The organism is Chryseobacterium flavum (assembly GCF_003385595.1).
Lineage (GTDB): Bacteria > Bacteroidota > Bacteroidia > Flavobacteriales > Weeksellaceae > Chryseobacterium > Chryseobacterium flavum.
In genome coordinates, this window is sequence record NZ_QNUE01000011.1 from 21,901 (window position 1) to 46,347 (window position 24,447).

The 24,447-nt window shown below is 36.7% G+C and carries 18 protein-coding genes; 12 read left to right on the forward strand and 6 right to left on the reverse strand.

The window, feature by feature from the left end; translation table 11 throughout:
- The first annotated feature begins 32 nt into the window (after positions 1–32).
- From DRF59_RS13850 to lpdA, 5 genes are all read left to right on the forward strand, one after another.
- A complete protein-coding gene (locus DRF59_RS13850; protein ID WP_115961201.1) occupies positions 33–1,118 on the forward strand; it encodes a glycosyltransferase in 1,086 nt (361 codons plus the stop codon).
- A 1-nt stretch (position 1,119) separates the two neighbouring features.
- Complete coding sequence (locus DRF59_RS13855; protein WP_262510636.1) at positions 1,120–1,476, forward strand: DUF2489 domain-containing protein; 357 nt, start codon at positions 1,120–1,122, stop codon at positions 1,474–1,476.
- Between the two features lie 72 nt (positions 1,477–1,548).
- A complete protein-coding gene (locus tag DRF59_RS13860) occupies positions 1,549–1,893 on the forward strand; it encodes a hypothetical protein (RefSeq protein WP_115961207.1) in 345 nt (114 codons plus the stop codon).
- A gap of 38 nt (positions 1,894–1,931) precedes the next feature.
- Positions 1,932–2,318 carry a cupin domain-containing protein gene (locus DRF59_RS13865; protein WP_115961209.1) on the forward strand — a complete coding sequence of 129 codons (387 nt, stop codon included), beginning with the start codon at positions 1,932–1,934 and terminating at the stop codon, positions 2,316–2,318.
- Positions 2,319–2,448: 130 nt separating this feature from the next.
- Positions 2,449–3,852 carry a dihydrolipoyl dehydrogenase gene (gene lpdA, locus DRF59_RS13870; RefSeq protein WP_115961212.1) on the forward strand — a complete coding sequence of 468 codons (1,404 nt, stop codon included), beginning with the start codon at positions 2,449–2,451 and terminating at the stop codon, positions 3,850–3,852.
- A 135-nt stretch (positions 3,853–3,987) separates the two neighbouring features.
- Here the strand turns inward: lpdA and DRF59_RS13875 are convergent, their stop codons facing one another.
- Complete coding sequence (locus DRF59_RS13875) at positions 3,988–4,437, reverse strand: hypothetical protein (protein ID WP_241505596.1); 450 nt, start codon at positions 4,435–4,437, stop codon at positions 3,988–3,990.
- Positions 4,438–4,567: 130 nt separating this feature from the next.
- Here DRF59_RS13875 and DRF59_RS13880 point away from each other — a divergent pair, with 130 nt between their 5' ends.
- Positions 4,568–5,392 carry a CvfB family protein gene (locus tag DRF59_RS13880; RefSeq protein WP_115961218.1) on the forward strand — a complete coding sequence of 275 codons (825 nt, stop codon included), beginning with the start codon at positions 4,568–4,570 and terminating at the stop codon, positions 5,390–5,392.
- A 37-nt stretch (positions 5,393–5,429) separates the two neighbouring features.
- Here DRF59_RS13880 and DRF59_RS13885 read toward each other — a convergent pair whose 3' ends face one another.
- Positions 5,430–9,335: a DUF7948 domain-containing protein gene (locus DRF59_RS13885; RefSeq protein WP_115961221.1), complete on the reverse strand. Its 3,906-nt coding sequence runs from the start codon at positions 9,333–9,335 to the stop codon at positions 5,430–5,432.
- 176 nt (positions 9,336–9,511) lie between these two features.
- On the opposite strand from DRF59_RS13885, the gene DRF59_RS13890 reads away from it, so the two are divergent.
- The 4 genes from DRF59_RS13890 to DRF59_RS13905 all read left to right on the forward strand — a co-directional run bounded on the left by DRF59_RS13890 (position 9,512) and on the right by DRF59_RS13905 (position 15,809).
- Positions 9,512–10,105 carry a TetR/AcrR family transcriptional regulator gene (locus tag DRF59_RS13890; RefSeq protein ID WP_115961224.1) on the forward strand — a complete coding sequence of 198 codons (594 nt, stop codon included), beginning with the start codon at positions 9,512–9,514 and terminating at the stop codon, positions 10,103–10,105.
- Positions 10,106–10,192: 87 nt separating this feature from the next.
- On the forward strand, positions 10,193–11,545 hold the full coding sequence (locus tag DRF59_RS13895; RefSeq protein WP_115961227.1) for a TolC family protein: 1,353 nt from the start codon (positions 10,193–10,195) through the stop codon (positions 11,543–11,545).
- 9 nt (positions 11,546–11,554) lie between these two features.
- On the forward strand, positions 11,555–12,616 hold the full coding sequence (locus tag DRF59_RS13900; RefSeq protein ID WP_115961230.1) for an efflux RND transporter periplasmic adaptor subunit: 1,062 nt from the start codon (positions 11,555–11,557) through the stop codon (positions 12,614–12,616).
- A 7-nt stretch (positions 12,617–12,623) separates the two neighbouring features.
- Complete coding sequence (locus DRF59_RS13905; RefSeq protein WP_115961232.1) at positions 12,624–15,809, forward strand: efflux RND transporter permease subunit; 3,186 nt, start codon at positions 12,624–12,626, stop codon at positions 15,807–15,809.
- A gap of 246 nt (positions 15,810–16,055) precedes the next feature.
- Here DRF59_RS13905 and DRF59_RS13910 read toward each other — a convergent pair whose 3' ends face one another.
- Both DRF59_RS13910 and DRF59_RS13915 read right to left on the reverse strand, forming a co-directional pair.
- On the reverse strand, positions 16,056–16,826 hold the full coding sequence (locus DRF59_RS13910) for a hypothetical protein (protein ID WP_241505597.1): 771 nt from the start codon (positions 16,824–16,826) through the stop codon (positions 16,056–16,058).
- Positions 16,827–16,980: 154 nt separating this feature from the next.
- Positions 16,981–17,718 carry a hypothetical protein gene (locus tag DRF59_RS13915; protein WP_115961524.1) on the reverse strand — a complete coding sequence of 246 codons (738 nt, stop codon included), beginning with the start codon at positions 17,716–17,718 and terminating at the stop codon, positions 16,981–16,983.
- A 205-nt stretch (positions 17,719–17,923) separates the two neighbouring features.
- Between DRF59_RS13915 and DRF59_RS13920 the strand changes: the two genes are divergently transcribed.
- Complete coding sequence (locus DRF59_RS13920) at positions 17,924–20,224, forward strand: tetratricopeptide repeat protein (RefSeq protein WP_115961237.1); 2,301 nt, start codon at positions 17,924–17,926, stop codon at positions 20,222–20,224.
- An 18-nt stretch (positions 20,225–20,242) separates the two neighbouring features.
- A complete protein-coding gene (locus DRF59_RS13925; protein WP_115961240.1) occupies positions 20,243–22,708 on the forward strand; it encodes an SEL1-like repeat protein in 2,466 nt (821 codons plus the stop codon).
- A 399-nt stretch (positions 22,709–23,107) separates the two neighbouring features.
- On the opposite strand, the gene DRF59_RS13930 is transcribed toward DRF59_RS13925, so the two are convergent.
- A complete protein-coding gene (locus tag DRF59_RS13930) occupies positions 23,108–23,770 on the reverse strand; it encodes a DUF2306 domain-containing protein (RefSeq protein ID WP_115961243.1) in 663 nt (220 codons plus the stop codon).
- A gap of 54 nt (positions 23,771–23,824) precedes the next feature.
- The gene (gene nudK, locus DRF59_RS13935) at positions 23,825–24,406 is read right to left on the reverse strand and encodes a GDP-mannose pyrophosphatase NudK (RefSeq protein ID WP_115961246.1); all 582 of its coding nucleotides are present in this window, start codon (positions 24,404–24,406) and stop codon (positions 23,825–23,827) included.
- Positions 24,407–24,447: the final 41 nt, after the last annotated feature.

Genomic DNA, 24,447 nt, shown 5'->3' on the forward strand with positions numbered 1-24,447 from the left:
CATGTAATAAAACTTTTTAGTAACTTTAACTGATGAAAAAAATATCTGTCATATTTATTCTGCCGGATTTAGAAACCGGGGGTGCAGAAAGAATTGTTACCACTATTGCAAATCATCTTTCCAGGGATCGGTTTGAACCTAAGATTTTGCTTTTACGTAAACAAGGCGGATACCTTAATTTTTTAAAAAAAGATGTAGAAATTATTGACATCAATACAGAGCGGATAAGACATTCGTTAAAACCTATTCTGGGAGAAATTTACAGAAGGAAACCTGATATTGTATTTTCAGGTTTTGGTGAAGTAAATGCTTACCTGTCCCTGTTTATCAAACTATTCCCAAGGACAAAGTTTATTGCCAGAGAAACAAATGTAGTCACGCAGCATGTAACCAGAAAAGAAATTAAATTCTTCTATAATTTTTACAATAATTACCAGAAGATCATTGCACAGAGCGATGATATGATGAAGGACCTGATTGATAACTTTAATATCAAGAAAAAGAAAATCGTCAAGATCAACAATCCTGTAGACTTTGATTTCATCGAAGAGAAAATGGCCCTGTCTTTAAAACCCGATTGTTTCAAATACAATTATAAAAATGTAGTGGCTATTGGTAACTTATCCTCCAGAAAAGGGTTTGATAATTTGCTGAAGGTTTTTTCAAGGCTTAAAAATGAAAATGTTCTTCTTCATATACTGGGGGATGGCAAAGACAGAGAAGTTTTGCGACAGATGAAAGAATTTCTAGGGTTAAAGAATGTCATCTTTCACGGCAGACAGGAAAATCCTTATCAGTTCTTGAAATATGCTGATCTGTTCATCCTTTCTTCAAGGTATGAAGGATTTCCTAATGTTTTACTGGAAGCAGGAGCATGCGGAACCTATTCCCTGGCGAATAATTGTCCGGGTGGTATTAATGAAATCATCCAGAACACTGTGAATGGGGAAATTTCAAATATTGAAAACTATGAAGATTTTGCTCAGCAGATTATGAGAGTACTTCAGAACAGCTATAACAGAGATGCTGTGAAAAACTCTATAAAATCCAGATTTTCAAAGAATATTATATTGGAAAAATACGAGAAAGTGCTACTGGATCTGGTAAAGTTAAAGTAAGGTGAATAGATTTGATGAACTAAAACGGAATAGATACATAAAGAAGATGCATTCAAATGCAATTGCCATGGCCACAGGTCAGGTTAAACTTCGTGAAGGATGCGTAAAAATGGAATATCTGTATGATCAGGCAGACTATATTCAGTCTTTCGATGATCTTGATATAAAAATTTTTGAAGAATTTTCTTCGGCAACCCGTTTTTTCCCTTTTACAAATGAAAGACATCTTTATAACCAGAAATATATATCAGGCTTAGACGCTCGCTTAGATATAATTGAAACTAAATATAGACCACTGCTCATAGAGAAATGTCAGGAACTTATACATAAACTCCAGTATATCAAAACGATTGCCTGATACAGATTTTATTGCGGAATCAGGTGATGTTTTTTTATTATTTTTACATTCCAAAATTAAGTAAGGATAAAAATGAAGAAAATTCCCAAATTAGGATGCGCTTGTGAAAAACCTGACTTCCATTATACAGAATTCAGAAGTTCGGAATTAGGTATAGATCATACTAACGGAAGGTACGGAGAAGTAACGATTCAGCAGTGCAAGCTGTGTCAGAGAATATGGATTCATTATCTTGTGGAATATGAGCATTATTCCAAATCGGGGAGATGGTATAAAGGAATTGTTTCCAAAAAAGACCGCCCTCATATCACTCCGGAAAATGCTGTGGAATATCTGGAAAGCCTTGAATGGTATGTTTACGGAGGATCATTTTTTGAAAGTACGGGAACTATCGGACAAGGAACGTTGAAAGTATAATTTTCTGTGCTGACTTCTTAAAATTAAATACCAGATTTATGAAGCCATTTATAATTGCTGCTGTAATGCTTAACTCTGTTGCAATGATAGCTCAGCAGAAGTCAATCTCCAGAAAAGAACTGTTAAAAACTGCTATTGGTCAGAAAGTAAAATCTACAGAGATCCAGGAAATCACAATGGCTGCAGGACAAAGAGCACCAGAACATCTGCACCCTTGTCCCGTTGTAGGGATAATCAATTCCGGTAGTGCTGTTTTTCAGATAGAAGGACAGGAAAAAGTGGTACTGAACAAAGGAGATGCATTTTATGAGCCTAAAAATGTGAAAATCCTTCATTTTGATAATGCATCTGCTGAACAACCACTTGTCTTTACCGCAATTTACCTGAAGGAGGGAAGTGAGGAAAATATAAAGTTCATAAAATAATACTTTTCATCAAACTAAAACATATAATTATCATTTTTAAAATTGATAAAACTCACTTTGGTGCTTGGTAATTTATATGTAAATTTGTGAGAATTAAGATAGATAATAATAAACAAATTCATACAATAACATGAGTCAATTCGATGTTACCGTAATAGGTTCCGGTCCCGGTGGTTATGTTGCAGCGATCCGTGCAGCACAATTAGGTTTCAAAACAGCAATTATTGAAAAATATTCAACTTTAGGCGGAACTTGTCTTAACGTTGGATGTATTCCGTCAAAAGCGCTTCTTGACAGCTCTGAGCATTTCGAAAATGCAAAACATAACTTTGCAGGTCACGGAATCATTATCAATGAGCCGCAAGCGGATATCGCCAGAATGATTGAGCGTAAAAACGAAGTGATCAAGCAAAATACAGATGGGATCAGCTATCTGATGAACAAAAATCAGATTACTGTTTTTGAAGGAGTAGGAAGCTTCGAATCTGCTACTCAGATTAAAGTGACTAAAAACGATGGTTCTTCTGAAACAATCGAGTCTAAATATACAATCATTGCAACAGGTTCTAAACCATCTACATTGCCTTTCATTACTTTAGATAAAGAAAGAGTGATTACTTCTACGGAAGCTTTGAACCTAAAAGAAATTCCTAAGCATTTAGTAGTAATCGGAGGTGGTGTTATCGGTCTTGAACTAGGTTCTGTATACCTGAGATTAGGAGCTCAGGTAACGGTTGTTGAATTTATGGATAAAATCATCCCTGGAATGGATGGAGCTTTAAGTAAAGAATTGACTAAAGTTCTTAAAAAGCAAGGAATGAAGTTTATGCTTTCTACTGCGGTTTCTGCGGTGGAAAGAAACGGAGATACTGTAAAAATTACAGCTAAAGATAAAAAAGGAGAAGAGGTAGTAGTAGAAGGAGATTACTGTTTGGTTTCTGTAGGTAGAAAACCTTACACGGACGGTCTTGGACTTGAAAAAGCAGGTGTTGAGCTTGATGAAAGAGGAAGAGTAAAGGTAAATGATCACTTACAGACTAACGTAGCCAATATCTATGCAATCGGTGACGTTATCAAAGGAGCAATGCTTGCTCATAAAGCTGAAGAAGAGGGCGTTTTTGTTGCAGAAACATTAGCAGGACAGAAGCCGCATATTAACTATAACCTGATTCCTGGTGTGGTTTATACATGGCCGGAAGTTGCGGGAGTAGGTAAAACTGAAGAGCAGCTTAAAGAAGAAGGAGTAGCTTATAAAGTAGGATCTTTCCCTATGAGAGCTTTAGGAAGAAGCCGTGCAAGTGGTGATGTAGATGGTCTCGTGAAAATCATTGCTGATGAGAAAACAGATGAGGTCTTAGGAATGCACATCGTAGGAGCAAGAGCAGCTGATCTTATTGCAGAAGGTGTAATTGCCATGGAATTCCGTGCAAGCGCTGAAGATATTGCAAGAAGTTCCCATGCTCACCCAACATATGCTGAAGCGATTAAAGAAGCAGCATTGGATGCTACCGCAAAAAGACCTATCCATATGTAATATTTGATTAACGATTAATCATTTTAATATAAAGCGGAATCAAAAATATTTTGATTCCGCTTTTTTTAGATATATAGGAGTGAGTATATCAATCATCTTCCTGATTTATGAATAAAGATAAGATCTGTTCTGACTTTACATCACTTTCATTTTATCATAAAATTTTGAACCACCTGTAGGGGCAATATTAAATTGTATTCCAAAAGTTATTCCTTTAAAGTATTTTTCTTTATGGATTGGAAAGGCATAGCCGGTATTTAAAAATATCACATTGAATAATGAAATACCAATTCTTGGCTCCAGTGAATATGGGTTTCCTGATATCCCAAAAAGCAGTCCGTTATCGATATAGTTAATATTCGCTTCCGGTATAAATTTATCCGTTTGGTTAATGCGGGTATAGAGAAGAGAAGGACCTGCAATTATCGACTTGTGGTCACTATCTCCCAGTCTGTATTCTAATCCCGCCTGAAGAACATTTTTTCCGGTATAACGGTACGAAATATTCAGTGCCGTTTTATCCAGCAACTGAGCTTGGGAAAAAAAAGCTGAAAGAAGTAGTGGGAGGAAATATTTTTTCATCATTGTTTTTGTTCAAATGTAAGTGTTTTAAAGTCTTTATAAAAATGAAAAGGAGTCTTTAAAGAATTATAATCGTATTGACTAGGATGGCATCTTCAAATTTCCGTAACTTTGTCAGCTAATTTTATCATCAATGCAACTCGGAAAAACTCAAACTTTAACAATTTCAGAAAAAATTAATTCAGGATGGATCCTCGTAGACGAATCAGGCGAGAAAGCTTTTCTGCCTAAAATTTTCATTCAGGACGAAAAAGAAACAGGTGAGGAGGTTGAAGTGTTTGTATATCAGGATGACGATAAATTAAAGGCAACAACTGAGATTCCGCTGGCGGAAGTAGGTGAATTTGCAGTAATGAGCTGTGTACAGAGTCTCCCAAGTGGAGCTTTTATGGATTGGGGAATTATTAAAGACCTCTTTATTCCTTACAAACAGCAGAAAACCAAAATTATTGAAGGAAAAAGATATCTTGTATATATATATGTAGAGGATGATTTGGGGCTGATCACCGGAACCACTAAGTTCAAAAGGAATCCGAAGTATCAGGATCTGCCTTTCAAGAAAGGAGACAAGGTAGATCTGATCATGATGAATGAAAGTGAACTCGGCTGGAATGTGGTAATCAATAAAAAATATATCGGTTTAATCTATACCTCTGATGTTTTCAAAAAACTATATCCCTTATCAGAGGAAACGGGTTATATCAAGGCCATTCGTGAAGACGGGAAAATTGATGTATCCCTTCAGCCGGAAGGATTTCAAAATATTGATGAATTTAAACAAAAGATCCTGAATAAGCTGGAAGAAAATTATGGACTTCTGTATGTTTCGGATAAATCTACTCCTGAAGAAATCAAAGAAGAACTTCAGATGAGTAAGAAGAATTTTAAAAAGGCAATCGGAGGATTGTATAAAGATAAAATCATTGATATTTCAGAAGATAAAATAAGATTGTTATAAAATAAAAAGAGCAGAATTTACTGCTCTTTTTTTGTTGTTATCTGTTTTTGATCAAAAGCCATCCATTATATATTCTTCCGTCTGAAACCTTTATCGTATACCAGTAATTTCCGGTAGCTAAAGGTTGTGAATTATATTTTCCGTCCCATTGGAAAGGTTTTTTACTGACAGTTTCTTTAAAGACTATAAAGCCTTTTCTGTCATATAGATAAACTTCAGTTCCCGGATAGTTTTCTAGTCCTGCTATTCTCCATACATCATTGGTCCCGTCACCATTGGGAGTAATTGCATTTGGGATGTTAAAAATGGAGAAATTTTTCTGTCCGATAATACAGCCTGATTTTGTTCTTACATATACCGTATAGTCTCCCATGCTTAAGCTGGTGAAAATATTAGAATCCTGCCAGGTCAAATTATCTAAAGAGTATTCATAATTTCCCGGCTGAGACATGACAACGGTTGCTGTATTATTGATCATATTCACAGATACAATTTGTGCTAAAACAGAATAGGTGATTAGTACGGAATCTGTATTTTCACAGCCGAAACTGTTTGTTACCTTTACAGAATACATTCCGGGAGCGGATACAGTAATAGTTTGTGTTGTTGCACCGGTACTCCATAAGTAGTTAAGACCCGGACCTGCATCCAGAGTAATGGATTTACCCTCACAGAAATCTGTTTTTTCAGGAAGATCAATAAAAGGTTTGGGATTGATTGTTATATTCAGCCTGACAACTGTAAAACATCCGTCAACTGTTGAAACCTTTACATGAACCAGTGTTGTTCCTGTATTCATAATATAAGCAGAGGGGTTAGAGATAACATTTCCGTTAATATCTGTATAAGTAAATATATAACCGGCGGGATTATTAATCATATTACTTTCAAATGAATGAAGGTTGACTATCATTGAGTTTCCGGTAGTATCATTACACAATATTGGTGAGTAATCGTTGGCAGGAACATTATTAGCAGAAAGTGTTACAGAAACAGCAGACTTTTCAGATTCACAGTTGTTTAATGTTTGGGTAACATAATATGTTTGTCCATGTACAAGGGGCGTATTAGCAGGTAATATACTTCCAGCAGCATTATAGAATACAAGGGATGTTCCGTTTACTGCCAGATTTGCTATTGTTGGATTTGATGAAGCACAGAAATCCTGATTCATATTGGCTGCCGGTTTGGGGGTATTGTTTATAGTGACTTGAATTGTGGTTTTATCGCTTTCGCAGCCATTGATGGTTTGAGAGGCATAATAAGATTGTCCGTTTACAAGTGGGGTGGTATCGGGCAAAATAGTTCCGGCTGCATCATACCATTGAATATTCTGACCTGAAATCTGAAGATCAGATATTTTTGGGTTGTTAACCGCACAGAAAGTTTGGTTCGGGGTTGTGGTTGCCGGTAAGGCGGGAGAGGTTATTATTACATTTTGATTCTGGGCAGCTGTATTTCCATTCCCATCATGATACGTCCAGTGAATGGTGTAATTTCCCGGTATTGGATAAGACAATGGATCTGTTGTTGTTGCGGTAAGTGTTCCGGTGCAGTTATCTGTAGCAGTAGGGAAGCTGGTAATTGTTGTATGACAGTCTCCTGTAATATCTGGCAGGCTGGTAGTATTGGGAACCGGTGCGATATTATCTGCAACAATAACATTTACGGTAAAGCTGCCATCACACATTCCTGATCCGGAAACCTGGCAAGTATATGTTCCTGCATGAGCAGCCGTTGCATTTGGAATGATTGGATTTTGCTGTGCAGAAGTGAAGCCATTAGGGCCTGTCCAGTTGTATGTCGTTCCTCCTGTAGCATTGAGCAGGATCGTACTATTGGGACATACCGGGGAATTTGAAGTAATAACTGCAGCTGAGGTACAGTCCTGGAATTTGGCAATGAAAATATCGTTCCCCCCTCCGGGTGATTGTTGAAATGTGCCTGGTGTTGCAATGCCTGATGTATTTCCACTTGACATTCCTGTCAGGTAAATCGCTCCGTCGTTATCTTTTATCACTTCCCCATGTTGTGTAGCTCCGTTCCCTTTATAGTATGTTCCCCATTGTTTTACATCATTTTGATCATATTTGATTAAAAATGTAGAAATATACATTGCGGGCATTCCCATATAGGCTCCGGGAGTAGATATATCAGGTTGGCCGCCTGAATGTAATCCTGTGAAAAAAACATTTCCGGAAGTATCAGGATACGCTAACAGCTGGGGTTCACCCGAAAAATTAAAATAATTTTTTGAAATGGCATTGGTTGCTAAATTTACCCTCCAGATGCCCGGTTGACCGGCTGGAAAATTTGCAGTAGAATATTTTCCCGGAAGAATGAGCGTGTTATTTACAATTCTGGCCTTCCATACAACTTCAGATCCCGTGTTACCATAATAACTTGACCTGAGAATACTATTTCCTGATTTGGAAAGTTTAATGTATATCCCGTCCGATTCTCCTCCTTTTACAGGTTGAAAAGCATTAACCATAGGAATTGTTGAAGATTGTGTGGCACCAATCATTTCAAGATTATCACCGGAAGAGAAAATATGAAAAATAGAAGTGGAACCGTCATTTTTTCCAAAATACGTTGCCCAGTCAACATTACCTGTTACTGAATTTAAAGATGCTAAAATACCGTCTGTATATCCCGAAGGAGTAGACTTTGTGGGCTGCATTGCATTGACAGTAGGAAAGTCAGGGCTGAAAGTATCTCCACCAATGTATACATGATTTTGATTGTAGGAAACAGTATAAAGTTTGTTATACATGCTGGAAACAAACTCTTTTTGAAAAACCAGACCACCATTCATATTAAATTTTATCAGAACAATATTTTCATTGTAGGGTCCCCTTTGAACTGTTCCTCCGGCATAGATATTAAAGCTTTCATCAAAATCAGCATCCATAAATACATCAGTTAATCCAAAACCATAATAAGTTCCCCAAAGTTTTTGGCCTGTTGTTGTTAATTTTAACAGGAATGCATCATAGGTGCCGGCAACATTTTGCTGATAAGTTCCGGAAGTAGCAAAATTAGTGGTACTATTTGTCGCTCCAAATAAATATCCGGTACTCTGTAGATCCGTTTTAATCCTTCCGTTATCTTCGCCATACCCACCTGCATAGCTTCCCCAGGCTCTTGTAGGAACGGGATCTATAACAATAGTCTTTCCGGAAGTATCCAAAGGAGCGGTAAAACCAAAAGTCTGATCACCAAGATCTGTAAATGAAACCTCAATGTTTTTCTTTATATTTCCTTCAATCCAGCTGTTAGGAATATTCTCATAGATTTCCCCGAAGCGTACATTCATGGTAAGTTTTTCGTCTTTAATGTGGGTAGGGGCACCATTAAATTTCATTTTTATATCTGAAATTTTTCCGCCTGGATTGATGATGAAATTATATTCAACCGGCTTTAGGCTGTCATTGGGCTTGAAGAAAATAAGGTCTATATGAGGATAGATGTCTTTATATCGGATTTTCTGGTAGCGGTAAACATTTGTGATTCCTCCGGGGCGGCCGGGAAGATTATAATAGTTATCATAATCCTTAGATTTTCCCTCTGCCGAAATGGTTGCTTTTTTATTGGAATTCACCAGTTCAATATCTATTCTGTGAATAAGTTTTTCGTAGCGATATTCATCAATATTGTAATGTTCCGGGCGTGGAAGGGTGGTTTCTGTGCTTTTTGGAAAATCAGGATTTATCATTTTTCTGATTTCGTAAATGTCATAAGAAAAGCCGTTAGGACGCAATTGTACATTTAATCCGTTAGCATGGAGCAGATATTTTACATTGCTGTTCTCTTTTCCTTCCTGATCAATGATCTGACCTTTATTTTCGTAAAAATAATATGAATTGTTTTCCTGGATTTTTTTTTGTGAGAGCAGAGTGATCCCACTCAATATTGAGAACAGAAATAAAAGTTTTTGCATCGGTTATTAATTTTTGCGGCAAAGATATAAAAATGAAAGCCCTTTTAAATATTAAATTACAGAAACCGGCTTCAAAAAATATGATGTAAATCATAACAATTTTGTTTAATATTTTTGTTTAACAATTTTGTCAAAAACAAAATTTGATTAATTTTGCACAAATTTGTTTAACAAAAATGTCAAATCAAGCAAAAAAAGACCAAACACAGGAATTGATCAAGGAGACAGCGAAGAATTTATTCTTTGTGAAAGGTAAATTTGATGCTACTACGCAGGAAATTGCCGATGAAGCCGGGGTAAACAGAACACTTATCAACTACTATTTTCGTTCAAGGGATAATCTGATTCAGATTATTTTCGATGAAGCCCAAAAAGTAGAGCAGGAAAAATCAAAGATTATCCAGAATTCAGACCTTGCCTTTAAAGAGAAGATCAGCAAATTTATAGAAAGCAGCCTTTCTACGAGTCTTCAGTATCCTTACCTGGAAACTTATATTGTCTCACAGATCAATAAGGGAACGTGTCATCAGAGAGAAATTGAAGAAGATATTCTGAATGATATGTACAGGGATATTGAAAAAGAAATGGAGCTGGGAAATATTGAAAAGATGGCTCCGGTTCAGTTTATTCTGAACATGGTTTCACTATTGGTTTTTCCAAGCGCTATAAGGCCTTTGTTCATGGAAAATCTGATGATCAATGATGAGGAATATGATAAGATTATTTCAGCAAGAAAAGAGATCATTATCAATATGTTATTTAAAAATTAAAAAAAACTAAAGTATTTCTTAAAATGATTCGTCATTTAGGAATAAAATGAGAGAAAACAAATAAAAAAATAAACGAAGTATAAAATTATGGAAAGAAAACGTATAACTGCTAGAAAGCTAAAAATTGGGATAGCTGCAGCATTTATGATTTTCGGTTTTTCATCGGTGTCTGCCCAACAGCAGGTTTCTCTGCAGGAGGCAATCAAACAGGCACTTCAGAATAAGGCAGAAGCTAAAAAAGCTGCTTTACAGGTTAAGAAAGCCGAATATAAGATTGATGAGGCCAGAGCCGGTGCTTTACCGCAGATAAGTGCTACGGCAGGATTAACATATAATCCTGTTATTCAGGAATCTTTGCTTGAATTTGGTGGAGAAAGGATTAAAGCACAGTTAGGACAGCCATGGAGCTCAAGTGCTGTTGTTCAACTTCAGCAGGCTATATTTGATCAGCGGGTTTTCACAGGGCTTAAGGCTGCAAAATCAACAAGAGAGTTCTATATTCTTAATGCTCAGTTAACCAATGAACAAATCATTGAAAATGTAGCAACAGCTTATTACCAGGTATTTGTGCAGGAAGAAAACCTTAAGACTGTAGAAGCAAGCTATGCAAATACTGAAAAAGTAAGAAATGTAATCAAAAGTCTGGTTGATAATGGCTTAGCAAAATCTATTGATTTGGATCGTACTAATGTACAGCTTACAAATATAGGTTCAAACAAGCAGCAGTTAATTAACTCTGTTGAACTTTCGAAAAATGCTTTGAAATTTTATATGGGAGTTCCTATCAGTACAGATATTGAGCTTGAAGAGAAAACAATAGAACCTAAACCGGAGCTTATTGCAAGTAATGTGAACTTAGAAAACCGTACAGAGCTTAAAGTATTAAATAAAAACAGAGAACTTCTGCAGTTTAACAAAAAAGCTACGGAAGCCTATCTTTATCCTACAGTGAACCTTACGGCAAATTACGGATGGGCAGGTATGGGTAAAAAGTTTCCTTTAACCAACGGACTTAATAACGGGGTTCTTTGGAGTGATTATTCCGCGATTGGATTGAATGTGAATATTCCGATTTTTACCGGAGGCGCTACAAAAGCTAAGATTCAGCAGGCGGAAATTGATATTCAGGACATAGATCAGGATATTCAAAAAACACAGCTGAGCCTGGATCTGGATTATAAAAATGCGATTACCAATATGGAAAATGCAATTATCAATATCCAGAGCATGAAAGACAATGTAGATTTAGCAGAAAGAGTACAGAAAAATACCCAGTCAAACTACCAGTATGGTCTTGCAACGCTTACGGAAGTATTGGATTCTGAAAATGCTTTAACGCAGGCAAAACAGAATTATTCAAATGCATTGCTGGATTACAAACAGGCTGAGATCAAACTAATTAAAGCTAAAGGAGAACTAAACACATTACAAAACCCATAATAAACTAAAATGAAAAAAACTTTAATATATATCATCGTAGCAGCTGTACTGGTAGGTCTGGCAGCTTACAAGATTGCAGGTAATAAAGAAAAACAGACACAGGAGGTAAAAGAAGTTGCCAAGCAGGTAGATAAAATCAACGTAAATGTTGTTACTGTAACCAGAGAAAATATTGATACAGATTATTCTGCTAACGGAACTTTTCTTTCTAAACAGGAAATGAACCAATCTTCTGAAATTTCCGGGCGTATTGTGAATGTTTTGGTGAAAGAAGGTTCAAGAGTTAATGCCGGGCAGGTGCTGGCAACCATAAAAAGAGATGCCATCGAAGTTGATGTTACACAGGCTCAGAACAACCTGCAGAATGCAATTATAGATAACCAGCGTTACGAAAACGCATATAAAACAGGGGGTGTTACCAAACAACAGCTGGATAATTCAAGATTACAGCTTAAAAATGCTCAGGCAGCTGTGAGAGCACAGGGAGTAAAAGTAAATGATACAAGTATCCGTGCAGGAATCAGTGGTATGATTAACAAGAAAATGGTAGAGCCGGGAACTGTGGTTTCTCCGGGAACATCTATGTTTGAAATTGTGAATATCAACAGCCTGAAACTTTCTGTATTGGTAGATGAAAGCCAGATCGGAAGAATTCAGTTAGGACAGGAGGTACCGATTAAGGTTAATGTTTTACCGGAAGATTCTTTCAGTGGCAGAATTACATTTATTGCTCCGAAAAGTGATGCTTCCCTGAATTTCCCTGTTGAAATTGAAGTTCAGAATAAAGGAAACTTAAAAGCCGGGATGTACGCAACGGCTACATTTAAAACAAATTATGGAGCAGAGACACAGAATATGCTGACTGTTCCTGCAGAAGCATTTGTGAATGGAGTTAGCTCCGGACAATTATTTGTTGTTCAGAATGGAGTTGCTAAGATGATTAAGGTAACTGTTGGTAAAGTTTACGGAGATAAAGTTCAGGTGCTGAGTGGGCTGAATGGTGGTGAGCAGGTAGTGACCAGCGGGCAGATTAACCTTGACAACGGTTCCAAAGTAAACATTATAAAGTAGAAGGTTTATGAAGTTAGCAGAAATATCGATTAAAAGACCCTCGCTGGTTATTGTATTATTTACAATTCTGACGTTGGGAGGTATCCTGAGTTATACACTCATGGGATACGAATTGATTCCGAAATTTGAAACCAATATGGTTACCATTTCCACGGTGTACCCGGGAGCTTCACCATCAGAGGTAGAAACGTCCGTAACCCGGAAGATTGAGGATGCCGTGGGTTCATTGGAAAATGTGAAAAAAGTAGAATCATCATCTTACGAAAGTTTATCTGTAATCATGGTTCAGCTGAATGACGGTGCAGATGTGGATTATGCTTTGAATGATGCGCAGAGAAAGGTAAATGCTATTCTGGCAGACCTTCCGGATGATGTGGATGCCCCTTCACTGAACAAGTTCTCATTGGATGATCTACCAATCATTACCATGAGTATTTCATCTGATAAACTAAACAGTAAGGACCTTTACGACTTATTGGATAAAAAGATAGAACCTATTTTCTCCCGTGTAAACGGTGTAGCACAGGTAGATCTTGTAGGTGGACAGGAAAGAGAGATCCAGGTGAATCTGGATGAGAAAAAATTACAAGGTTATGGACTTTCAATAGGAGATGTGCAGCAGGCTATTCTTTCTTCCAACCTTGATTTCCCTACAGGTAGTTTGAAAACAAGAGCTACAAAATCTACAATCAGATTGTCTGGAAAATATAAGTCTACAGAAGAAATGAACAACCTGGTAGTTTCCAATAAAAATGGAGCTCAGGTGCGTTTATCCGATATTGCAACGGTCTTTGACTCTCAGAAAGATGTTGAGAAAGTAGCAAGATTTAACCAGTTCCCAACGATTTTAATGCAGGTTAAGAAGCAATCTGATGCCAATGCGGTAGCGGTATCTGAAAGTGTTCAGAAAACCATTGAAACGGTAGAGGCAGCTTATAAAGTTCAGGGAGTGAAAGTAAAAGTTGTAAATGATACTACTGATTTTACCCTGGAATCTGCAAACCACGTTATCTTTGACTTGTTCCTTGCAATTATTCTCGTGGCAATTGTGATGTTATTATTCCTTCACAGTATCAGAAATGCATTTATTGTAATGGTTTCTATCCCGGCTTCATTAGTAGCAACATTTATTGGGATGAACCTGATGGGATATACCCTGAACCTGATGAGCTTACTGGGACTATCGCTTGTGGTAGGTATTCTTGTTGATGACGCGATTGTAGTACTGGAGAACATCTACCGCCACATGGAGATGGGTAAAAGTAAGATCAGGGCTGCCTATGACGGAGCATCAGAGATCGGGTTTACGGTTGCTGCGATTACGTTGGTAATTGTGGTGGTATTCTTACCGATTGCCATGAGTTCAGGACTTGTTGCAAATATCCTTGCTCAGTTCTGCGTCACGGTGGTTATTGCGACCATGCTATCATTGCTGGCCTCATTTACGATTATTCCATGGTTATCATCAAGATTCGGAAAACTGGAACATTTGACCGGTAAAAACTGGTTTGAGAAATTCATCCTTTGGTTTGAGGGGTTAATTGACAAGTTCACACACTGGATTACAGGTATTCTTGAATGGTGCTTAAAAACAACATTAAGAAGAATATCTACAGTTATCATAACGTTTGTAGTTCTGATCAGTTCATTCATGCTGGTAGCATTCGGATTTATCGGAGGTGAATTCTTCCCGCCGATCGACCGTGGCCAGTTCCTGGTTCAGATGGAGCTTTCAAAAGATGCAACCGTTGAAAAAACAAACCAGCTGACATTAGAAGTCGAAAAGTTCTTAAGAAATGATAAAGATGTTGTAGACCTTATTACCACCGTTGGTCAGCAGTCAACAGGTTTTGGAGGTGCTCAGGCAACGACATATCAGTCAGAGGTACAGGTTAATCTAACAGATAAATCTGAACGTTCCGAAAGTACCAATATTAAAGCTGCAAAAGTAAAAAGAGCATTAGAAGAGAAATTTACCGGAGTAGAGTTTAAAACAGCTCCAATCGGTATTATGGGAGCTGAAAATGCTCCGATCGAAATGGTGGTAACAGCTCCTGATAATGCAACTGCAGTAAAAGAAGCAACAAGAATTTTAGAATTGCTTAAAAAAGTTCCGGGAGCAGTGGATGCAGAGTTATCAACAGATACAGGTAATCCGGAAGTTCAGGTAAATATAGACAGAGATAAAATGGCTTCTTTAGGGCTGAATCTTTCAAGTGTAGGACAAACGATGCAGACGGCATTTAACGGGAATACAGACGGGAAATTCAGAGCAGGAGAATATGAATATGACATTAACATCCGTTTTGGTGATGCCAACAGACAATCTATTGATGATGTTAAAAATCTGATGTTTACAAATCCTCAGGGTCAACAGGTACGTCTAAGCCAGTTTGCTGATGTGAAAATGGGATCAGGGCCAAGTTTGCTTGAACGTAGAGACAAATCTCCTTCTGTAAAAGTAAGAGCTAAAGCAGTAGGTAGACCGGTAGGGGACGTTGCAAATGAATGGGCTAACCAGTTTATGAATAATAAAAATAAACCTATCGGAGTAGATTATATCTGGAGTGGTGATATGGAAAACCAGCAGGAGGGGTTCGGTACTTTAGGAATTGCTTTATTAGCTGCTATCGTATTGGTATATCTGGTAATGGTCTCCCTGTATGACAGTTTTGTATATCCTTTCGTAGTATTGTTCTCTATTCCGTTGGCAATGATCGGGGTAATGGTTATCCTTGCCTTAACAGCCAATTCCCTGAATATCTTTACGATGTTGGGTATGATCATGTTGATTGGTCTTGTTGCGAAGAATGCTATCCTTATCGTTGACTTTACGAATGCAAGAAAAGCAACGGGAGCCACCACTCACGATGCATTGATCCAGGCTAACCATGCGCGTCTTCGTCCGATCCTGATGACAACAATTGCGATGATCTTCGGTATGTTACCGATCGCATTGGCAACAGGTGCCGGAGCAGAAATGAACAAAGGTCTTGCATGGGTAGTAATCGGTGGTCTGACATCGTCTCTATTCCTGACATTGATTATTGTGCCGGTTGTATATTCATTGTTTGACTCTATCCTGAGAAGAATGGGTAAACATGAAAAAGTAGATTATGAAGCTGAAATGAAGGCCGATTATGTTCACAGAGAATTAAGTGAAGATGGATATACGCCTAAACACTTAGATTAATACATTAAACCTTAATTAACCAAAAGCGCCCCGGATTTTTCCGGGGCGCTTTTTAGTCGTATGGGTTATACAGATATGGTATTTCACGATACAGCTGATTTTAGCATTAGTTAAAATGGAGATAATGTTAATATGAAATCTCAAGGTATAATGAATATGGATAATAATGTTTTATGTTTTACAAATAAAAAACAGCACCAATTCGGTGCTGTATATTAAAATTAAATATTTTTAAAATAGAAAGCCTCAGAGCTCTTCACAATTTTTCTTCAGCTTTGTGAATATTTTATCAAAATCTTTATAGGCTGTTCCTTCATCATCACGCTTTTGCCTGAAGCTGCTGTTGGCACAATTGTGAAAGCTGAGGCCGATCAGATCTATCAGGGCGTAATCTTCCTTTTGAGGATCATTCATCTTGGCATCAAATCTTGCCATTACTCCTTTAGGATCTGCGTTATTTTTACTTTTCAGCTCAATATAGTTTTTCCATGCAGCAAACATTTTTTCTTTATCCGGAGAAGAAATAGCATCAATAGGCTCTTTGCAGGTACTATAAAATCTACTGGTTTTAAGTGTTGACGGATCAGAGAAAGCCATTATTTCTTCTTTGTTCAGTTCATATTCATTTTCAAAGATCTGAATGGTATTCTCATAAAGGTTTTTCCAGACCGGAAGATCAATAACTTTCAGACTGTATAATTCCTGTTTTTTTTCCTGATATTGTTTTTCCAGATTCTCCAGATGAATTTCCTTGTTTTTGCGCACTTCTTCAAGACTGGAAAGTTTAAAAACGGGATTAGTATCAAAATGAACTCCGTTAAATTTATATAAAAGTTTGTTAACGCCGTCTATTTCTTCTTTTTCATATTTTGAAGCATCATAGTATCCTTGGTTATCACAGTTGAATGTCTGATAGCTGTACAGTGTCAGATTAGTGTTTTTTATAGGCTTTTTTTGTCCCCAAACAGTAACAGATAAGGCCAGAGAAAGCCCAATCATCATTTTTTCCATGTGCATAGTTGTAGAAAGAATCCGGATTTCTAAAAATTCAGTGCAAAATTAAGGCTTTAAATTTGAAAATTAAAGAATTAGACCAATTTTATACAATCATTTTTTAAGGCTTAATGAGAATTTTAATTTTATAGTCTCAACCAGATTGGTTTTATAAAAATTAAGGTTCATCACAATCCCTTTTCAGTTTGGTAAAAATCTTTTCAAAAGTCTGAAAAAGAGCGTCATCATCAGTAGTGGGCCTGAAACTATGATTTGCACAATTATGGAAAGCATTCATAAGATCAATAAGTGCATAATCATCTTTTTGCTGGTCATTCCATTTAGCATTAAAAGTGTCTCTTGTACCAGTGCTTTGGGACTCAGCTAAACTTTTCCACACTGAATACATCTTCTGCTTATCACTGGTGGTCATTGCATCAATATATCCTGCACAGGTATTGTAAAATTTACTGTTCCGAAGTGATTGAGGGTCAGAATAGCCCATCAGAAGTTCTTTTCTAAGCTGATATTCGCTTTCCAAAAGCCTTATGGACTCTTCGTACTGTTGTTTCCAGATTGGCAGATCTATAAATTTGAGTCCGTTAAGTTCTTTCTTCCTATCCACATATTCTTTTTCAGCCTGTTGTAAAAGCTGGGTGTAATTGCTGCGGATCAGATCTAATTTTTTAGGATTAAAAACAGTAAGCGTTGAAAACGGAGATGAAGCCAAAGGATATAAAAGTTTATAAGTACCGTCTATTTCCTCTTTTTTATATTGCGCAGGATCAAAGTATCCCCGAACATCACATCCAAATGTCTGATAATCATATACCGGTTGATTTATTTTTGCAGGAGCTTTTTGAGCGGTTAAAATACATGATAAAGCCAATAAAAGTCCTGTAAATAATTTTTTCATGTTTTTTTTAATTCCGCTCAAAATTAAAATTTAAAACTTAAAATCCGGTCATAAACAACATTTATTTACTCTTGTTTTTCCTTATACATAAAGATTCTCATTTGTTTTTTATTTTGTTTTTTATATTTGCATACCTTATTAGAATCCTGTTTTGTTCTTATGCAAGCAGGAAATGTAACGATTGAATTATAGAACAAATATTAATATGTACGACAATTTAGAACAACTGTTTTATCAGGGAAACCTGGAACAGTGTATTGCAGAAGGAGAACAATACTTATTATCCCATCCGGAAGATCAGGAAGTTTTATTTTTAATGGCGGTGGCTTATCATGATCTTGTTTATTATGATGGGCATGAAGCTGTTTATGAGGCTATAAAACACCATGTAATTCCCTATTTACGCAGAATCCTGCAATTGAATCCAAACAATCAGAAAGCGCTATATAATATTTTAGATTACCCATTAGGGAATGAATATACTCTGATGCAGATAGGCATAGCTAAAAAGCATATTACCCGGGAAAATAAGGATGAGTTTACAGGATATGCGGAACGCATGCTGGAAGATCCGGATTATGCAGGACACGGTTATGATTTTTTAGTGAAAATATATGAATCTCTGAGAGAGAATAAAGCCCTTCTGAATTGTCTTGAAGCAGGAATGTATTATTTCCGGAAAGCAGATGCCGGCAACCGTGAAGTAAGGGATAAAAATATCTCCCTGTTCTGGATTAAGAAGATTTATCTGCTGGACCGTGAAAAAATGGTGTCCGGTCAGGAACTCACAGCGATGATAGAGCAGGAGTATTCTTCTTTTGTCACAAGAAACGAATATGACTTTATCAATCTTGCAGATATTGCTTATGAAAATAATGCCACTGATCTTTCTCTTAAAATGATGCTGAAGGTAATTCAAGGAGAAAATTCAGCAGCATACATCCATGAAAAGCTTGTTGAATGGCACCATCGTTTTGCAGAACTGATTGAAAACGGCTACAGCAATCCCGATGTTTTTTATTATCAGCTGATTATTGAAAGAAACTATGCTGGAATGCTGAATGTTAGTGAAGACTTTTATTATACACACGCTCTGGAAGTCATAGATACTCATCCGGAAGTTTTCTCCGGATACCATTTTGCCGGAACTTATTTATATGAAGACCAACGCTATGCCGAGGCTATCCCTTTATTGGAAAAAGCAGTGGCGCTATCATCCAATGCGACAGCCTGGAGGAGAAAAGCTGAGGCAGAATATCATTTGTATAAAACAGTATCAGCCGAAATTCCTGAATTTTATGATTACCCGACAGATATTTACAATGAAGGTGTCTATATAAACGAATTTATAGATGAGCTGGAGGATGAAAATGATAAACGTCAATGGACTGAAGCAAGCTGTGAAGTATATAAACAGGCGCATGAAGCATTCCGGAAATATTTTGAGGAAGACCAGTTTGACAGTGATTATCATAATGACCTGCATACCAGGGCAATGTGCTGCAATAATTTAGCAATTAAATATTCGTTACTGGGAGATCATCAAAAAGCGGCAGAAACGGCTTTGGAGGGGCTTAAGTATTCAGAGTTTATAGAGCTTCACCTGGTATTGATTGATGCTTTACTGGATGGAGAGAACTACGAAGAGACAGAGAAAGCCCTTGATCATTATTTCAGTCTTTACGGAGAATCCGAGGATTATTTTTATAAAAACCTGTACTATAGGGCGCGCCAGGTTCAGCTTCATGAGTTGATGGGGGACGATAATGCCTTTGAAGAGGCAGAAGAAGTCCTCACATACGCTTATCAGCATACCATGGAAAATCCCGAAATTGATGATTACGATTACAGGGATCTGGAAGCCGGTAAAAATGTACTGGAAGGTATTTTATTCCATCATCTGGACAGTAAGGACCCGGAGACAAAAAAATCTTACTATGAAGGAATGGCAGAGCGTTTCCCACAAGAGCCCAATCCTCAGTTTGCACTGATGCAGATATATAATGAACAGGAAAACTATGGAAAAGTTGCCCTGGCAGCAAAAAAATACCTTGAAAATAAAAAAGAATTCCTTCTGGATGCTTTTGATAAAGCCAAAACAATTTATATGATTGTTAAAAGTGATTTTCTTCAGGATAATTATCATGAGGCGGCATCTGTATTCAGTCAATATGATGCTGAATGCGAAGAGGCTATGGATCCTGAAGAATATGTAGTCTGGCTGAGCTATGGAGTCCGCATCTATGAAAAGCTGAATAATAAAGAGCAGACCCTAGTCTTTGCTGAAAAGTTCAATGATATCTACAATACTGAAGAATGGGGATATGATGACCTTGTTGAAAGCGTTGAACTGGCAAAAGCAGTGGTTTTATACCATGCTGGAAACTTAAAAGAAGCGCATGCCATATTGGAACAGGTGCGTTCAGTTCAGAATTATGATCCTATCGCTGATGAATACAAGACTACATGGAAAAAGCCGGGACTGTTTTCCAAATTCGGATTTTAATGCTTAAAGAATAATAATATGGCACACCGTATTTACGTATATAATGTTGATTCTAAAACCGGAGAACAATATTCACATTATCTGGGAGAATGGAATTACGAAATCCCTGAGTTATTTCTTCCCTTATTCTCGTGTAATCCAAGATCAAAAGGAAAACTGCTGTATTTTGATAAAGAAAACGGGGTTGCAAGGCTGAAATCATTCTATCAGTTGCTGGGCGAGCATTATCAATTGCTTTATAAAAAGGTATACTATGAGCCTGTCAATAAAATGTTTGAAACCTTAGACGCTCTTCCTTACGATACCTTTATGATAGATGCCTGGGATGTTTTCAATATGAATGAAGAGAAACATGCTGATCAGGCGAAAGACTGGGTACTGGAAATTAAGGAGAAAAGCAGGCTGTATGATAAAGCTATGTCCAATCAGAATCTGGGATGGCTTGAAAAGGAAATTTTTGCCGGAAGAGGATATGATACCTTTTTAAACATGCTGGAAACAGACTGGATCAATTACGGCTTGGGATATTGGAATGACGACTTGTATAAAAATCCTTCGGAAACCTTTGAAGACAATGGTTTTTGGGGCCTGAAGGACAGAAAAGGAAATGTTATAACTTTACCTGTTTATGATGAAATATTTGCCTTTAATGATGAAGGAATTGCCGTAGCACAGAAAAACGGTAAATTCGGATATCTGCGAAATGATGGTAGAGTGCTTATTGAATGTGTATATGAAGAAGCCTTTGATCCCCTGTTTATAGAAAATAAGAGTTATGGGACTATAGAAGTGGACAAAAAAGCAGGGTTAATTGATATTGCTACCGGAGAAATTGCTATCCCCTGTGAATATGATGAGTTGGAACTTTTATGGTATTCCGGGCTTTTTAATGCAAAAAAGGAAGGGAAGTATCGTGTTATTGATATATCCGGTCAACAGATTATAGCAGATTATTCAGAAGACCCTTTTGATTATGATTATTCTGAACTGCTTTATCGTAAACAGGCTGGAACTTCCAAAAGAGCATATTATACATTTGGCGGCGTTTTCCTTGGAGAATATCCGGAAGATGTACTGACGCATATTTCAGAGGGATATTATTTTGCCAAACCGAATAAGTTTCAGAAAAAAATAAATATTATAAAATCTGATGGCAGCCTGCTGGACTCTGAAGTAGACAGTATGATGGTCATGGGAGATTATGGCTATACTTCTTTTGCTTACAAAAAAGCTAAAGAATGGCATATTTATAATACAAAGTCCGGTGAGTTCAGGCTAAAAGGACACAGGATTGAAAATATTCACAGAGACTGGTACACCCAGTTCATGAGAGATATATTTTTAATTTCTGATGAAAATGGCTGGGGAGTATACAATGCTGCAGATGACCGCTGGCTGTTACCTTCCTCTGCAGAATATAAAAAAATAGAGTCCTGCAGAGAGGAAATCTTTCGTGTTATCCTATCGAAGGGAATGTTTTATTATGATCAGAAAACAGAAACCCAGAGCAGTGTCTATGATTATATTGGGGAAGGAATAGATTATCATGAACAGATGCTTTGCCTTTATAAGGGAGATGAAATGTTTATTCTGGATACCGAAAGAAAACTCCACCAGATCTCCGATCATCAATTGGGGGATTTATATGGGAAAAGATATAACCTCCGCGGAAAAGATCAAAAGTATTTTCTTGATTTTTATAAAGCATGGACGGAGAGAAAAGGTTCCGGTTATGAAGAATACTTTGATGATGAAACCCTGAAATCAAGAGCAGAAGAATATTTTAAAGAAGGGAATGTTAAAGATGCTGTGAGGCTGTATACAATAGGGGTAGAACGCGGCAATGCAGATATGATGGTAGAGTTAGGTTTTATATATACCGATGATGAATACCCTGAATTTTATGATGTGAAGAAAGGCATAGCCCTATATGAAAAAGCAAGTCTCCAGGATCAGTCTTTTGCCTGGAATAACTTAGGATATCATTATCAGAATGGAATTGGATATCCTCAGGATATTAAAAAAGCTTTAAAATGTTTCAGAAAATCAGCAGAACTGGGAAATGGGTTGGCAATGCAGAATCTGGCACTCCTTTATTTTTATGGTGATTATGTATTACAAGACTATGATCTTGCACTGGAATACTATAAACAGGCAGAAAAGAGATTTTATTTCAATGAAGAAAAGATTGCTGAGATTTATTATCAAAAAAATGATTATGCCAATCTACAACGTTATTTAAAAAAAGATGCCGGGAATACTTATTCCAATATCTATTATGGAATTATGTATGATGAAGGACTGGGAGTAAAAATAAGCACAAAAAAGGCAATTAAATATTATGAAAAAGCCCTGGAGTATGGATATTATACCACGGCTTTGAAAAGACTTTTATACTTTTATAATGAAGACCCATCCTTTGCTGACCCGGAGAAATACCAATACTGGAAAGCTTTTGGTGAAGAGAATGGAATGGATGTGTAATTGCAGATTTTAAACCATCAGCTCGAGTAGCTTTTAAGAGAGGTTTATTAAAAATCATCAGGCTTATTTTATTTATCATAATAACCTATGTGTTTGTATGTTGGTGATACATAGGTTTTTATGATACGTGGGAAATTCATTTATCTATTAAAATATAAATCTTAAGATTATATTATATATTGTTTTTAATTTTAAAATAATAGTTTTACATTAAATTAGTGCATATGAGCTGGGAACTACTTTTTTTGATCTTTTGCCTTGTTGTTTTTGCAGGGATGTCTTACTTAACGATGCGTTTTGCTAACAGATGGACCCAAAAAAGTAAATATGCAGTACTTTTCAATACTTTAATACTGATTGGCTCGTTTTTTCTGATACTATTTATTGCCTTTTATATTTTCATTTCGAATGTTTCTTTTGAGCGGTAAAAAATGAGCTTGTTTTCTTAATGATAAAATAGGCAACAGACAGGTTGATAAAAAGGGAAAGCCATACATTAATACCATAAAAAAGTTCATAGTCATGATATTGTTCATTATAAAACAAATTTTTGATTATTCTGAAGGTAATAGCGGTTGTGGTGATAGCATAGCTTAAGATCATTGCATTTTTATGAATAACAGTATTACCTTTTCTGATAGACAGAACGGCTGTTATGGTAAAACAGGCCCAGAGAATATCTTGTATAATAAATCCTGTAATCCCGGTTATACCACCATTTGAAAATAACCCAAGTACAAAGCAGGCCGGAACATTAACGATCAGAATGTTGTAAACATATACTTTACCGATAATCTTATGAAGCTTTCTGTTTTCAGTTAAAAACCGGTTTGAAAACTGTGTTAAACCAGCTAAAAGACAAATCGTGATTGAAAAAATATGGATATAGAAGAAAGTCAGCCAGTACGGATTATTGACAACCTGCTGTTTGAACATCAGAAATCCTGTGTTTTTTTCAAAAGTAGTATACTGGGAAATTGTTTTCAGCATCAGGATACTGAAAATAAAAACCGAAAATACGGCCGTACCTTTAATAATCTTTATTCCCAACGAGTTTGTCATATATCTGTTTAGCTCTATAATTCTGTCAACAAAGCTTTTATAAAACGGAAAACGTTACAAAATATGTTTAATCCTCAAATGCTGTAGTAGCATAATCGTTTTGGCATCCCTGATTTCTCCGGAATCAATCATCTGAAGGGCTTTCTCAAAAGGAAGTTCAAGCACTTCAATATTTTCTCCTTCTTCTTCAAGACCGCCGCCATCCGTTATTTTCATGTCATCGGAATATTCAGCGATGAAAAAGTGAAGAATTTCTGTTACGGATCCTGGAGACATATAAGCTTCAAGTATTTTTTCAACCCTGGATATTTTATATCCGGTTTCTTCCTCAGTTTCTCTTTTGATACATTCTTCCGGCTGATCATTGTCTAAAAGGCCTGCGCAGGCTTCAATCATCATTCCTGTGGTATTCCCGTTAATATAAGTTGGTAAACGGAATTGCCTTGTCAGAATCACATTTCCTGAAGAGAGATTGTACAAAAGAATAACGGCTCCATTGCCTCTGTCATAGGCTTCCCTGCTTTGGGTTTCTATGGTTCCGTCTTTTTTGCGAACTGTAAATGTGACTTTATTTAATGTATACCAGTTGTCCGATAGAACTTCTGTCTTGAGAATATTGATATTAGGGTTTTGCATACGGTATATTTTCTATATTATAATAAATGGTAAATCCTTTT